The organism is Cyclobacteriaceae bacterium (assembly GCA_025808415.1).
Lineage (GTDB): Bacteria > Bacteroidota > Bacteroidia > Cytophagales > Cyclobacteriaceae > UBA2336.
The window spans coordinates 2,136,387-2,150,729 of record CP075525.1 but is presented as its reverse complement, the minus strand read 5'-3'; the positions used below and the strand labels follow the sequence as shown (position 1 = coordinate 2,150,729).

Sequence of the window (14,343 nt, the reverse complement as noted above, 5' to 3'; positions counted from 1 at the left end):
CAAAAGTACAGTGAAGGATGCAAGAATTAGCGAATCGCCTGATAAATATCATAAAGGTCTTACCTGATAACTGCTATTTTCGTTAAGCGTGGATTCAATTACCCATATTGCCCTGGGTGCCGCAGTAGGCGAAGCACTTGCCGGTAAACGGATTGGTAAAGGAGCACTTCTTTTAGGGGCAGTCGCCCAAAGCCTCCCCGATATAGATTTTGTTGCTTCATTTTGGATGAGCTTTTCTGAAAACCTGTTGGCGCATCGCGGATTCACGCACTCTTTCTTATTTGTAGGGCTAACTGCGGTTGGCTTAGCCTTGCTTACCGACCGGTGGTACCGACAACCCAACATGCCCTTTCGCTCGTGGTTGCTATTCTTTTCAGTACAAATGCTCATTCATATTGGCATAGACGCCTGCAATGCCTACGGCACAGGCTGGTTCGAGCCCTTTACTCATGATCGATTGTCGTTTAATTTTTTATTTGTGGCCGATCCGTTTTTTTCTGTGTGGCTAATTATTGCAAATGTGGCGCTGCTCATCCTCAAAACCGATAATCCTTCCCGAATAAAATGGGCCACGTATAGTATAATGCTCTGTTCGATATACGTACTCTACGCGCAGATTAATAAACAGATCATTGACTCAACCGTAAAGTCGGCATTATCAAAACAAGGCATTGACTTCAAACGCTATATGACCACACCTACTCCACTAAACACATGGCTTTGGTTTGTAGCTGTTGAGGATGATAACGGTTTTTATGTCTCGCACCGGTCGGTTTTTGACAAGCGGGAGACGATTGATTTTTATTATTTCCCCCAAAACAAAAATCTGCTAAACGAGGTGGCCGGGCATGAATCCTTGAAACACCTTATACGATTTTCACAGGGCTACTATATCCTAAAGGAAAAGGATGGTAAACTAATCTTCAACGACTTGCGCTTTGGACAAATTACAGGTTGGGCTACTCCCGACAATGAATTTGTTTTTCATTTTTACCTAAGCCATCCTGATGATAACTTAATGGTGATTCAACGTGGAAGGTTTGCTAATTGGGACTCCAAAACAATAAGCGAACTAATTAATAGGATAATGGGCAATTAACCAATCGAGCAACCAACAACTAACAACCAAAAGCAACTAACAAATCAGTCTCGCTGCTTAAAATAAAACGTAAATAAGAAAAGCAGTATCCGAAATATATCATAGGCACTGCGCTGTAAAAATCGCTCCCAAAGGGTTTGCTTTTTAGTATACAATTCTGGCGTTATCTGCACACACTCCAACTCCATTATTCGTTTCAACCGCCTTTCCACATCGCGTGCAAATCCTTCATTGTAAATATCAATATTTAACTCAACACTGGCGTACGCGCTAATGTTATTAATGTTGTATGATCCAATAGTAACCCACTGCCCATCGTAGGTACTTAATTTAGCATGCAAAACTTTTCGTTGGTATTCCCATATTTCTACCCCGTGCCGTAAAAACCAACCATACATGTATCGCTCCGCATATTTGGCAAGCGCTACATCGGAGATGCCGGCAACAATAACTTTTATTTTAACACCGCGTTTAGCAGCCGCTGCAATATTTTTTAGCAGCAGGTTGCCGGGAAGGAAATAACTCGACATCATGTAAATCGAATCCTCAGCATGCCTGAACATTTCCAGGTAACTTTTTGTAATTTCTCTTTTTCTGCGAACCCAATCATTGATGCGCGGCCTGGCCAATATAACCGGCTTATTCTTTTGTTGTATTTCCAGCATCGTATGCCGAACGAATGATCTCCTTCCCTTTCCCTGTACGCGGGCTTCGCAAATCTTGCGCAGCCTTGCACTGATATCGCCATCACAATAAACGGCCCAATCGATCCAGGCAACATTATGGGCCGTATCATTATAGTGATTGCCTATATTTATTCCACCGACCAAACTGTAACGGCCATCAACAACAAAAACCTTGTGGTGGAGCCTTCGTCCGAAGTAGAAGTGTTTGCTTTTAAAATAGGCTGCAAAAAACCTGAAGTAAATACCCGCTTCACGCAGCACCCGAATGAAATCTTTCGAAAGCTTTTGGGAGGCATACCCATCGACAATTACATACACTTTTACACCACGTTTTGCGGCTTGTATAAGTGCCTTGGCTACACGCGTTCCGGTTTCATCAGGCTCAAAAATATAAGTTTGCAAATGTATGGAGTCGTGTGCTTCGTGTATAAGTTTATCGAGCAGGTTAAAATATTCATGACCAGCCCTAACGAGCCGAACCGTTGCATTGGGCCGGTAACCCCCTCTGGCGGGTAAGGGTCTAGTAGACTTCTTCATGAATAAGTATAAGAATTTGTAAAGCTATAGTGGGTAAACATGCGCTTATGTAAGGGCAATAAAAAAATACTCAACCGCTCCACTTTCCGAACCTTATTACACGAGTTTCGTTATAAGAGCATCGAAGTTAAAATAATTTGAATCACAGTAGCTTACAAATAATTTTTCACGAATACACCACAACCCTATTATCGTTGGTTTGCCGGTGGAAGCCCGTACGTAAATACTGTGAAAGATGAGAGAAGGAGTATTCGCTATGGAATGGATAACAGTATACATTTCCGGTAAACCGGGGTTTACGGAAGAAGTGTTACGCAATCTTGATAAATCTAACTTTCCGTTTATGCCGGGCTCGGCAGAGAGCGACTCGTTGTATTTGTTATGGATTGATGACCGTTCAACTTTGCGCGACTTGAAAAAAGCCATTGGAAGCAAGGCTGTCTTCAAATACAGGCTGCAGTTTTATTCCAGTCTTGAAAAGTATTTTCAGTCCCTCCGCAAATCAAAAGAGGCTGACTTTTCACCACAAGAAAGGGAACTTATCGATCAAATGACGGAGTGGGAAGCTGGTTCACGTTTGTACAGGCATAGCGCCTGAGCCTATTTTTTGGTTTTGAAACGAGTCTCGAAAAACAAGCGCACACGTTCGATTATTTGATTTTCGGTCAGGCTATCACAGTACTTTGCTTTCAAAATTCTCGACTTCAGGTTAGGATCGCTCTTTAGTTCCTTTTCAAGATCAAATTTTACTTCGGCTGGGTAAAAATTGTTCCTGGCGTGAAATGCCCAAATCAATTGTTGCCGAGATTAAGGAGCGAAACAAATGATTTAGGTATTTTTAGCTTACATCAAGTATACCTTGCAAGCCCGGTTAAATCTCCTCCAAAAAATCTTCAAAGCCCGTAACAAATCCGAGGTTGATAGCCTTGTACAGTTTATTGGAAATAACCCAAAAAAATTCGATGATTTAGTTAACATATTCCTGGCCGAACCTTACCAGATTTCGCAACGCGCTTCGCGGGTATTAACGTTTTGTGCTGAGCGTCATCCAAAATTGGTAAAACCTTACCTGAAAAAATTAATCAGCAACCTGGACAAAAACCCGATCCATAACGCGGCAAAGCGGAATACTATCAGGCTTCTTCAATTTGTAGATATTCCTAAAAAGCTTCAAGGACGTGCCGCTGCAATCTGTTTCCAGTACCTTGATAATACCGGGGAACCGATAGCCGTACGTGTATTTTCTATGACCGTGCTGGCCAACATCGCTTCCGATAAACCTGAACTGAAAAATGAATTACTTTTGCTTTTGGAAAAGCATTTGCCCTATGGATCAGCCGGGTTTGTTTCTAGGGCGGGAAAAATTATAAAGAAATTAAAGCCACTAAACCTTGTCTGAGCTTCACCAACATACCTGCAAAAGCTGCGGTCATATTTTTGAAGGTAATTACTGCAACTTTTGTGGCGAAAAGATTATTACCCCAAAGGACCGTACGTTGCGAACCTTTTTAAGTAACGTGCTTATTGCCGTAACCTTTGCGGATAATAAGTTTATCAAATCCTTATGGTTATCGGTTGTTAACCCAGGGTTTATTTCAAAAGAGTATGCCGAGGGCCGGAGGGTTAATTACATTCGTCCACTACAGCTCTTTTTTATTCTCAACCTGATATACTTTTTATTTCCCATACTTCAATTGTTCAGCTCTTCATTGCGCACACAAATGTATTTCTTGTTCCATAGTGCCATGGCAAGAAGTATGGTAATGAACAGGCTTGCCGAAGAAGGTATGAGTTTGGCAGCGTTCGAATTAATGTACAATGCCAAAACAACTACCCTTGCCAAATTGTTGATTGTGGTTTTCGTGATATTGGCATCGTTGCCCCTGAGCATTATCTATCGGAAAAAGAATCGATACTTCACTGATCATACTACACTGGCTGTTGAACTGGCTTGTTTTAACATCTTTGTCAACGCTATTGTACTATCTATCATACTGTGGATTGTGAACAATATACTGCGGTGGGGGCATTTGGGATGGGAAGGATATTTGAATGATACCACACTTACAATTGTTTTCGTATCAACCAACCTGTATTTTCTACTTCGTGCATCCCGCACGTTTTATGCTCAAAAAGGAAAACGGCTTATCGTAAAGTGTGCTTTGGGAATATTGGGCCTGTTTCTGGCGCTTGAAGCCTACCGGTTTATCTTATTCTTGCTCACGTTTTACCTGGTGTAAGCTTAAAGCAGTGAAGTCAATTGCTCAATCAGTTGGTTCACTTGTTTGTGGTCATCACCGGGTGACAGCTTTGTAAATTTACGCAAAGCTTCCACAGCGGCAGTAAATTCTTTGGTTACGGCAAGGGTCAACCCCAGGTTAAAATAGCTGTTGGGGTAATTTGGTTCAAGTTCGATGGCAATGGTGTAATGTACTTTTGCCAGGTTATAGTTTCCAACTTCGGCATACAGGTTGGCAAGGTTGTAGTGCGATTCGGAATGCCGCGGATCTTCTTTTAGTGCACGGGTAAAATAATCAATGGCACGGGTATGGTTGCCCTCAACGGATTCCATTATTCCTAAATTACAATTAGCATCGGCCAGGGCCTCGCCCTCTTCAATGGCTTTCAGATAAAGATTTTTTGAGTTTAGGCGGTCGCCCTGTTCGTCTAAGAGCAAGGCTTCTTCAAAGGTTGAAAGCTGACCAAGCTTAACAACCCTACCTCCCTGAAACAAGTTAAGCTGGCCATGCACCTCCGGCTCATTTTGCTTTCTTTTCTGAGCTTTCTGCAGCCCAAATTTAACGGGTTCAGGCACCGGAAATTTCACCACTTTAGCCATGCCACAAAGGTAAGCATGAATGGGCAATCAAGTACAAATGGCCCATGGCATTTGAGGAACTATGCTGACTTTCGCTTTGCCGAAACCTTTTTCTGTTCTTCGGGTTTTCCCTTTGCTTTCTCCATGGGTTTCTTTTTGGCCTGTTCGATGCTGGCTTTCAAGGCTGTCATGATATCCACCACCTCGGGCTCCTCTTCGGCAACGGAAATAATTTCTTTGCCCTCTATTTTTGCCTGGATCATCTTCTTCAGTTCTTCCGTGTAGTGATCCTTCATTTCAATGTCAACGAACTGGCGTGTCATGGAATCCACCAGGGTTTTGGCCAGTTTAAGTTGTTCTTTATCGGTAATGGTTGTTTCCAATAGTCCCGGAACTTCCTGTATCCTTCTCACTTCATTGGGATACCTCAGCCGATAAACCATCAACCCATTTTCATGCGGGGCAAGCAGTACCACCGTTTCCCGGTCGCGCAGAACAACACGCCCAACACCAACACGCCCGCTCTGCTTCAAGGTTTCGCACAATAATCCATAACTTTTGGCAGCCACATCGCCATCGGGCCCGATGTAATAAGGGGATTCAAATAAGGTAGCATGAACTTCTTCAGCCTGAACAAAGCCCTCAATATCGATAATGCGGGTGCTTTTCAATTTTACTTTATCGAAATCTTCCTGCTCAATAATCACAAATTGACCTGGTTCATATTGATAGCCCTTTATGATGTCTTCATTTTTTAAAACCTCCCCAGTTACCTTATCCTTCTTTTCATAGGCTACCGGGTTGTGCCCTTTTCGGGAGAGCAGGTTAAAGCTAATCGTTTGGGCAGAATCAATGGCATTGTAAATCCGAACGGGTATTGTAACCAGCGAAAAACGGATATGGCCTTTCCAGATGGCTCTCATATATACTTAGTTTAAAAAATTAAATAAGTACCACTAAAGTATTGATAATGAATATATTTAACAAATTCATATTATGACTGTTATCTTTAGGGATATGAGGTTTAAGAAGTTTCAGTTGCTATTGATCAGCGCTAACCTGGCATTATTTGTTGGCTCAAATGCACAATCGGCAATGGATTCGCGTGAGCCCTATAACCCGGCTAACATGGAGAGCAGGCTTAACATTGATTTTGACTCCTATTACTTTGTTGCCGAAAACAGGTTTTTTGCCTTCAGGCCTGGCTTTTATTACGGGCTGCCCGGAAAGCGGCACTTAATGGGTATTACCTTTCCCATTGTGCATTCAATTTTCAGCGGGGATTTTGCAGGTTTCGAAAATACCACCGGTATTGGCGATGTGAAGTTTACCTACATGGGTGTGCCCATTGAAACGAAAGATGCCTTAGGGCTGCAGAAGGTTTCAACGTTTCTTGAAGTAACCGCGCCTACCGGCAACGAAATTTTAGGACGTGGCACGGGTGCCTGGGTATTTAAGCCCGGGGTAATTTTTTCTTTCCGGCCCGATGCAGCCTTTCACATTTTTCCGCAGGTTAATTTTCAGTTTTCTTCAGCCCGGCTCAACAGCTTGGGCGGTGGCGATGGCGTGCCCGATCTGGAGGACCCATCGTTCAATGATAAACTAAAGGTGATCAGCTTAAGCATGCCGGCAACTTTTGTGGTGGATGATTGGGCCGGTTGGGTTTCGCTTCACCCGGAATATATCCACACTTTTGTTGAGGATACGTACTTTCTTTTTTTACGCTTTGATCTTGGAAAAATGATTGGTGACCGAACAGCTGCATCCCTTAACATTACCAAGTTTATTGCTGGTCAACCCCGTTTAGAAACAATGTTTCGCGTAAGGGTAAGTTACTTCCTCAACAATCAAAATCGCTGAAGCTACGCAGGTACTGTACGCACATTCGCCTTCAGGTCGTGCAGTAAATTGTACAACCCAAAATAGGTGCGGTTAATGTACAAAGCATCGCGTACGCCTCTCGCCTTCTTCGATTCACGCAGTTCTTTCATGTTTGAAAGTTTCTCTCCAAAGTTGTAAAGCGTTTCAAAGTAAGTAGAATCAGCGAAATCAAAATACTCTGCATTAAACGGGCGGCTAAGCAGTTCAACAAGCTGGGTGAAAAGTTTTATAAAGAACTGCTTGTCTTTTACGGGATCATCCGGGTAGATAAAATGAAGATCATAAAATACCCTTTCTAACTCTTTTTGATCTGAAAGCAGTGCACGATTTAATAATCTAAAGTAAAGCTTATAGAACTTATCGGGTATTACCTTAACACAGCCAAAGTCGATAATGCCAAGTTGAAAATTGGGCGTGACAATAAAATTGCCCGGGTGAGGGTCGGCATGAACGCTGCGCAAATCGTGCATCTGAAAATGATAAAAGTCCCACATGGCCTGACCCAATGCTTGACCAGCCTCTGTGGGAATTCCTTCCTTGATTATTTCACCTAAGGGTTTTCCATCAATCCAATCCATTGTGAGTATGCGTTCGGAAGAATACTGTGGATAGTATTGTGGGAATACAAGGTTGGTAATATGGCTGCTTTTTTTCGACAACTCCATGGAACGTTTTAATTCCAACGTGTAGTCAGTCTCCTCCATCATGCGTTGCTCCACCTCCTGGATAAACTCATTGTATTCGGCAGGATTAAGGTTAAACATACTTAGCGCGATGGGCTTAACCATGGCCAGGTCTGACTTAACACTGTTGCCGATGCCGGGATACTGGATTTTTACGGCAAGCTTTTTCCCGTTAAGGGTAGCCTGATGCACCTGCCCCATGGAGGCAGCATTTACAGCTTTGTGGGTAAACGCTTCAAAAATCTTGTCAGGGCCTTTTCCAAAATATTGCTGGAATGTTTTTACCACCAACGGGTACGATAGTGGTGGCGCACTGTACTGTGCCATGGAAAACTTTTGCTGATATGCCTTGGGGAGCAGGTTCTTGTCCATGCTAAGCATTTGGGCAACTTTCAAGGCACTGCCTTTCAATTCACTCAGTGAATTATAAATATCCTTGGCATTATCCTCATGAAGCTCATTTCGGGAAACCGATGGATCAACCAGTTTTTTGCTGTAATGCTTAAGGTAGTTAGTACCGATTTTCGCGCCTGTAGCAATGAACTTTGATGCCCGTTGCACCTTGGTAACGGGAATTTTATCGAATTCTTTCACGTGCCTGCCCTGCTGATTAATTCATCCTACTCTGGTACAAAAATTTTCCGAAGTCAATGGCAGAATCCAGTGCTCCCTTCCCTATCAAATCAAACGCAAGATTCACCGACTTCTCAATAAAAGCATCTGTCTTTTCAAAGTCTGCACTGTCGTCATCTTTCCAAAAAAGCAGCAACAGACTCAAATGTACCCAAAACAATTGTGGGTATCGCTTATCGAGATATGGCCGTTCGGCTACTTCGCCTTTCGATTTTCCATCATTCAACAACTGGCCGACAAACTCTTCAAACTTATTCTTAAAAGGTTTCAAAAAACCGGGCACTACTTCCAACCTGGAATGCCGGCTTAGCAACAACACACAAAAGCTTCGGTTGGCCTTCAACGTTTCGGCCAAGGTAAAATAAAAGGCCAATAGCTTTTCCCGGGCACTGAAATTTACATAATCACCATCGCCCTCCAGCCGACTTATAGTTTTCTGGATGTAGTCCAACCAAATAAGTTTTTCAAGTGCCTCAAAAGACCCTGCAACTTTATAGAAATCAGCTTCTTTAAGGCCCAGTTCAGTACAGAACTTATAAACTGTTGATGGTTGTTTTCCATGCATGAGCAGGTACTCCTGGTAGGCAGCGATCAGCGCAGCAGCTGAAGGGGATGCTTTGGCTTTACGGGTTGATTTTTTTGTCTTTTCCATGACTTTTTAACAACTACTCAAACCAAAAGTTCGATTTATTTCAGGTAAAAGTTGTTACTTGGTTATGCCCTGCATTATTCGACTATGCGAATTGTAATCCCCCTCATTAGCCTTTTCATTTCCCTTTCCGGCTTGGCCCAGGTAAAAAAGCAGCGGGCCGAAGAATTCTATAACCAGGGCATTTTGGCGATGGGATCAGGCAACTTTGAAGAAGCCAGAAGCCTGCTGACAAAGAGCATTGCGGAAGATCCGGGTTTTGCCGAAGCCTATGCCACCCGCGCTGCTGTTTGCGAGCGGTTAAGTGATTTTAACATGGCTTTGCGCGATTATACTATAAGCCTGGAGTTTATCCCTGATCAGTTTGAGGTACTGTTAAGTCGGGGTGCCTTGCGTTTTCAACTAAATCAGTACATCCTTGCACAAGACGATTTTAAAAGATTATTAAGACTACCACCTGGTGAAACCAATACTATTTACTATCGACAGTCGGCTCATAGTCCGGGCACCGACCAGATACTGACGGCCCAGGGAGCCATTCAATCGCAAGTGTATAATTACCTGGGCTTGATTGAAACACAACTAATGAATTGCCCTGCCTCTATTCAATACTTTGATTCCGCTATCAGGCTTAACACAAGCGAGGCAGATTATTATATCAATCGTGCCATGGCCAAACAGGCTTGTGGTGAGGCCAGTACTGATGAAGATTTTCAAAAAGCCTTGACAATAAATCCAGATCATCCCATCGCCAAGCATAACCTGGCATCTCTTTCAGCACGAAAAGGTGACTTTAATACAGCCGAGCGACAATTAACCGAAGCCATTGAAGCCGATCCGCTCATGCTTGATCCTTATCTTGAGCGGGCATATTACCGCTTATTGCGAAAAGATTATGCCGGTGCATTGGCCGATTACAGTCAGGCAATAAAACTGGACCGTGCCAATCCGGAAATATGGCTTAACCGTGGAATGGCAAAAGAAAAACTACATGACCTTGCTGGTGCCTTCCGCGATTATACCGAAGCTATTGAGTTGGATGAAGGATTTGTGAAAGCGTGGCTTAACCGCGGAAACATTCTTGCAGCACAAAAAAAATACACAGAAGCCATTGAGGATTACAGCGCAGCGATCACCTATCAGCCGGATTACGGGGTGGCTTATTATAACCGGGCGATTGCTTACTACAAATTAAATAAATTGGCTGAAGCATGTGATGATTTGAAAAATGCTGCAAGATTGAACTATCCGATAGAAGAGCGAATTACAAAAAGTTTTTGTCGGAACCATTGATTGACGATTTTTAGCGGTATCCAAATCACCAATACCTGCTTAAAGCGGAGCATTTGCAAGTTCGTTTGACTTCCTGTCTTTCAGGAATCTCCTGCCAAGCCATAACCTTAATATTAGTGCAAGCACAATCATACTGGTTTGTGCAAATGTATTTAGTTCAGGCGAATCAGGTATGGGCAGCAAACCTGTAAGCCCAAAGCGGAAGAATGAACCATGCACAGCGGCAAAGTTCACAGCTACGCCATTCATATGTTGCGACAGGTGCCAGTTCTTAGGAACAGTTTTACTCCACACACTCCACCACATGCTTGCGCCCAGTACCAGGCCGACAGATGAAAATGCAATTTGAAGCAATGAACCATTACTAATACCTATAATACATATACCAAAACCATAGAAAAATAATATGGTAGCAGTAATCTTAAATACAGGAGAATGATAATCTTCCCTTGCTCCTTTTTTTTGGATGGCAAACCAGGTAACGTATGTGGCCACTGCCGCAATGGAAAACAAGTAGCCAAGAATGATACAGAAAACTATATCACCTTCGTTGGCCTTAACCATGATCATGGGGATAACGCTGGCGAGAATAACCAACATGCTAAGCATAAACACTTTGCCGGCTGTACGGTGAATATACGATCCCTTTCGACTAAGTGCCGCAACCCAAAATGAGCCTAAAGCTGAAAAACCAATAATAGTGTGGATGTTGATGATTGCTGAATAGTCCATAACGTTGATTTTTTTACGAGCTAAAATCAACGATTACGGCTTTCCGGGATAGAAAAAAAATTACCTCACCTCGCGCAATAGCTTATCGGTTGAAATGGTGTGTTGGTGCTGCAACTGAACGGGTGTAAAACCGGTAAAACGCTTAACTTCCCGAATCATGTGGCTTTGATCGCTATATCCCAACGCATACGCCAAGTCCGGTAGGTCTAAAGCATTTTTTGTTGAAAGGTTTTTAATAACACTATTCATCCGATAGATTTTTTGTACTGCTTTAGGCGTTAGGCCTGCCCTTTCACGAAATAATGATACAATGTGTTTGTGTGAGTAACCCATTACTTGGGCAAGCTTAGTTTGAACCGAGCCAAACGGTTCCCGAAGTATTTGTTCAATCCGGGCCCAATTTCTGATGTCCGGTGGCCTGCTGTCGGCCTTGGCTTGCATCCATTGTTCAAGCACATTGAATTTATCGGGTATTGATTTACAATCCATGAGTTTGGCGTACAGTATTTGTGCTTCCTTTCCAAGCACATCAAATTGAGTATAGTTCTGATCTGTAATTTCAACAGCGGGTATCTTAAAGAGGTCGAAAAATCCGAATAGTGTAAATCGTATGCCAACAACTTCAAAATAACTGGAAGGCCTTATCTCCATAAAGCTCGTCCTTAATCCTGAAACAATACAATCCTTAAACTCAAACGAGTTTGGGTTCCTGAATAGTTTACCATTATTGGAGTCACCCAGGTTAAAAAAAATATCTACATGGTTATTTGGAAATACACGTCTCTCAGAAAATTGAGGCCATCCTTTCGCAATTAAAAAATGATCAACCCACAAGTTTAACGGTACGGTAGGCTCACCGATAAGATACTGTACACCGCCTTGCATTATATTAATTACGCGTTTCATAACGGTATGTTATGAATGACATGAACAAATATAATTAAAGGTATTATTATACCATCAAATCCTCCCGCAACCGCACAAACACCGGTTCCCTGAAGTTTTTGTCGGGTGTTAACGATGAATAAGTCACCTCAAGCATCAGTTTAGGTTCCACCCAAGTGGATACTTTTTCATCGAGCACCTTGCCCCCCACAGGCTTCTTGATTTGTTTCAATTTTTTAATGCGCGAGAAAATTTCTTTTATCGTGGCATCGTCAAAGCCGGTTCCTACTTTGCCGCGATAAACCAACTCATCACCTTCCCATTGGGCCAGGTGCAGACCACCAAACGCTTCCTTACGATTTCCCTTTCCCTCATTGTACCCAATCACCACGCATTCGGTTGTATTCCTGATCTTGATCTTCAACCACGAATCACTTCGCCTGCCGGGAAAATAACGTCCATCCTTGCGCTTGGCCATTACACCTTCCAGGTTGTGTACTTTGGCAGCTTCCAGCAGGGCATCCCCATCTTCAACCCATTCGCTCACGCGGTAAGGCGTTTCCTTTTTGATCACATCTTTCAACCATACTTTGCGTTGCATTAAGGGCTCATTGATCAGGCTCCTTCCATCCAAATACAGACAATCAAAAATATAGCAATAAACAGGAGTTGATTTCGAAAGCTTGCTGATGTTAGTCTCACCCGAAGCCATAAGGCGGTTGATCACTTTTTTGAATTCAGGCTTCCCTTTTTTATCAAGGCAAACAATCTCGGCATCAAACAATCCATTTGTAGCACGAAAGGCCTTATCGGCAAGCAGCAGTTCGGGAAATTGCCTGGTAATATCGTTTTGGTTTCGGCTTCGAATACGAAGTTGACCATCTTCCAACGCAATCAGGGCGCGAATACCATCCCACTTGACTTCATAAACGTAGTCCTCAGAATTACCTGGTAATATAGTGGCGCTATCGGAAAGCATGGGCGCTATCTCATCCTTCAGAAAATCAATTTGTGGAATATCAACACGCTCTAACAGAAATTCTTTTTGCTTGATTTGGTAAATGCGATACTCCCCCGTCAGTTCTTTACTGCTCAGCCTGAAATAAAATCCATCTTTCTTTTCTTTCGTAATGGTGTACTTGCCTAATGCGTAAATCCACATATCACCACCGCCATACTGCCCTTTCGGGATTTTGCCATCAAAAGTCAGGTATTTCATCGGGTGATCTTCGGTTTGTACCGCCAACCGTTTTACCCCCGGATGTGGCGGCATTCCTTTCGGCACCGCCCATGATTTCAATACACCATCCTGCTCTAACCGCAAATCATAGTGAAGGTGTGAAGCATGATGACGGTGGATCACAAAATTGTTTCCACCTCCCTCAACAACGCGCGCATCGGGTTCCGGTGTTTTCTTAAAGTCGCGTTTCTTTTCGTAGGATTCAAGCTGGGCGGGTGTCTTTCTCTTCCTGGAAACTGGTAACTCTTTTGCTACCACGCGCTTTCGATGGTTGTGCAGTTCTACCGCAAAAGCATCCATGCCTTCCCAGGCATCGCCATCATTCAAAACTTTATCAATCACGTTGTGAATGTTATGTTCCAGCGGACTTTTTAGATTCTCCAGTTCGTCCCACCGTAATGGCATGGAAACCGGTGCACCTACCCTGCCGCGCAAACTGTACGGAGATACAATACTTTGTCCGGATCGGATACGATAGATATCAATTAATACACGCCCTTTGCGAGCATCCTTTTTGATGTGCAGGGTTGTTTCCTTTGCGTTGGCCTCTGCAAAGGGTTGAGCGATGAGTTGTGCTGATTCGAATACTGTATGAAAATCAAACTTCGGCTCAAGCGGACAACAAATATGAACACCCTTACCACCGGTAGTCTTAACAAAAGCGGTATACCCAAACGATTCGACATGAGCCCTTAGGTCGAACGCAAGGGAAACAATTTTTTCAAATGAATATCCTTCCGGTGGATCCAGATCAAACACCATGTAATCCGGAAAATCGAAATTCGGCCTGCGGCTATGCAGCTGGTGCAACTCAAGCGATGCAAGATTGGCCAACCAAACCAACGAGGCCGGTTCTGTGGCAATAATATAGTCTTTCTCCTCCTTCCCCAATCGCTCAAACTCCAGCCACTTGGGCGCCCACTCCGGTCGGTTCTTCTGGTAAAACATTTCGCCATGAATACCATCCGGAAAACGGATCAGTGTTAATGCGCGACCTTTGATGTGATTTAAAATTGTAGGGGCAATCTTCAGGTAGTAGGCAATTACTTCGGCCTTCACAATGCCATCTTCAGGAAACAAAACCTTATCCAGGTTGGATAATTCCAACTTGCGTTTCCCTACCTGCGTCCAGTGTGATTTCTTAGCCATACTTTACCAGTCATTTGGCACCAGTCATTGGTCATTAGTTTCAAATGACTAATGACCA

Annotated in this window: 14 protein-coding genes; 6 read left to right on the top strand and 8 right to left on the bottom strand. The window is 43.3% G+C overall.

What is annotated here, in order from left to right; genetic code table 11:
• Positions 1–88: 88 nt before the first annotated feature.
• Positions 89–1,099, top strand: a complete 1,011-nt coding sequence (locus KIT51_09965) for a metal-dependent hydrolase (GenBank protein UYN85222.1) — start codon at positions 89–91, stop codon at positions 1,097–1,099.
• Positions 1,100–1,143: 44 nt separating this feature from the next.
• Here the strand turns inward: KIT51_09965 and KIT51_09960 are convergent, their stop codons facing one another.
• A complete protein-coding gene (locus KIT51_09960) occupies positions 1,144–2,322 on the bottom strand; it encodes a hypothetical protein (GenBank protein ID UYN85221.1) in 1,179 nt (392 codons plus the stop codon).
• Between the two features lie 235 nt (positions 2,323–2,557).
• Here KIT51_09960 and KIT51_09955 point away from each other — a divergent pair, with 235 nt between their 5' ends.
• From KIT51_09955 to KIT51_09945, 3 genes are all read left to right on the top strand, one after another.
• Positions 2,558–2,920 (top strand): hypothetical protein, encoded by a 363-nt coding sequence (locus KIT51_09955; GenBank protein ID UYN85220.1) that lies wholly within the window; start codon positions 2,558–2,560, stop codon positions 2,918–2,920.
• Positions 2,921–3,181: 261 nt separating this feature from the next.
• Positions 3,182–3,721, top strand: a complete 540-nt coding sequence (locus KIT51_09950) for a hypothetical protein (protein ID UYN85219.1) — start codon at positions 3,182–3,184, stop codon at positions 3,719–3,721.
• Positions 3,714–4,562, top strand: a complete 849-nt coding sequence (locus KIT51_09945) for a DUF3667 domain-containing protein (protein ID UYN85218.1) — start codon at positions 3,714–3,716, stop codon at positions 4,560–4,562. Before KIT51_09950 ends, KIT51_09945 begins: the two co-directional genes overlap by 8 nt.
• A gap of 2 nt (positions 4,563–4,564) precedes the next feature.
• On the opposite strand, the gene KIT51_09940 is transcribed toward KIT51_09945, so the two are convergent.
• Entirely contained in the window at positions 4,565–5,161 is a 597-nt protein-coding gene (locus KIT51_09940) for a tetratricopeptide repeat protein (protein ID UYN85217.1), read from the bottom strand.
• Between the two features lie 59 nt (positions 5,162–5,220).
• A complete protein-coding gene (locus KIT51_09935; protein ID UYN85216.1) occupies positions 5,221–6,063 on the bottom strand; it encodes a Ku protein in 843 nt (280 codons plus the stop codon).
• 94 nt (positions 6,064–6,157) lie between these two features.
• Between KIT51_09935 and KIT51_09930 the strand changes: the two genes are divergently transcribed.
• Positions 6,158–7,000, top strand: a complete 843-nt coding sequence (locus KIT51_09930; GenBank protein ID UYN85215.1) for a hypothetical protein — start codon at positions 6,158–6,160, stop codon at positions 6,998–7,000.
• 2 nt (positions 7,001–7,002) lie between these two features.
• Here KIT51_09930 and KIT51_09925 read toward each other — a convergent pair whose 3' ends face one another.
• Together KIT51_09925 and KIT51_09920 are read right to left on the bottom strand one after the other, a co-directional pair.
• A complete protein-coding gene (locus KIT51_09925) occupies positions 7,003–8,298 on the bottom strand; it encodes a phosphotransferase (GenBank protein ID UYN85214.1) in 1,296 nt (431 codons plus the stop codon).
• A gap of 16 nt (positions 8,299–8,314) precedes the next feature.
• Positions 8,315–8,989 carry a TetR/AcrR family transcriptional regulator gene (locus tag KIT51_09920; GenBank protein ID UYN85213.1) on the bottom strand — a complete coding sequence of 225 codons (675 nt, stop codon included), beginning with the start codon at positions 8,987–8,989 and terminating at the stop codon, positions 8,315–8,317.
• Between the two features lie 84 nt (positions 8,990–9,073).
• Between KIT51_09920 and KIT51_09915 the strand changes: the two genes are divergently transcribed.
• Complete coding sequence (locus tag KIT51_09915) at positions 9,074–10,279, top strand: tetratricopeptide repeat protein (protein UYN85212.1); 1,206 nt, start codon at positions 9,074–9,076, stop codon at positions 10,277–10,279.
• Between the two features lie 39 nt (positions 10,280–10,318).
• Here the strand turns inward: KIT51_09915 and KIT51_09910 are convergent, their stop codons facing one another.
• Genes KIT51_09910 through ligD form a run of 3 tightly spaced genes read right to left on the bottom strand, consistent with a single transcriptional unit; the run spans position 10,319 to position 14,285 of the window.
• Entirely contained in the window at positions 10,319–11,011 is a 693-nt protein-coding gene (locus tag KIT51_09910; GenBank protein ID UYN85211.1) for a hypothetical protein, read from the bottom strand.
• Between the two features lie 60 nt (positions 11,012–11,071).
• Complete coding sequence (locus tag KIT51_09905) at positions 11,072–11,917, bottom strand: helix-turn-helix transcriptional regulator (GenBank protein ID UYN85210.1); 846 nt, start codon at positions 11,915–11,917, stop codon at positions 11,072–11,074.
• 46 nt (positions 11,918–11,963) lie between these two features.
• Positions 11,964–14,285: a non-homologous end-joining DNA ligase gene (gene ligD, locus KIT51_09900; GenBank protein UYN85209.1), complete on the bottom strand. Its 2,322-nt coding sequence runs from the start codon at positions 14,283–14,285 to the stop codon at positions 11,964–11,966.
• Between the last annotated feature and the right edge of the window lie 58 nt (positions 14,286–14,343).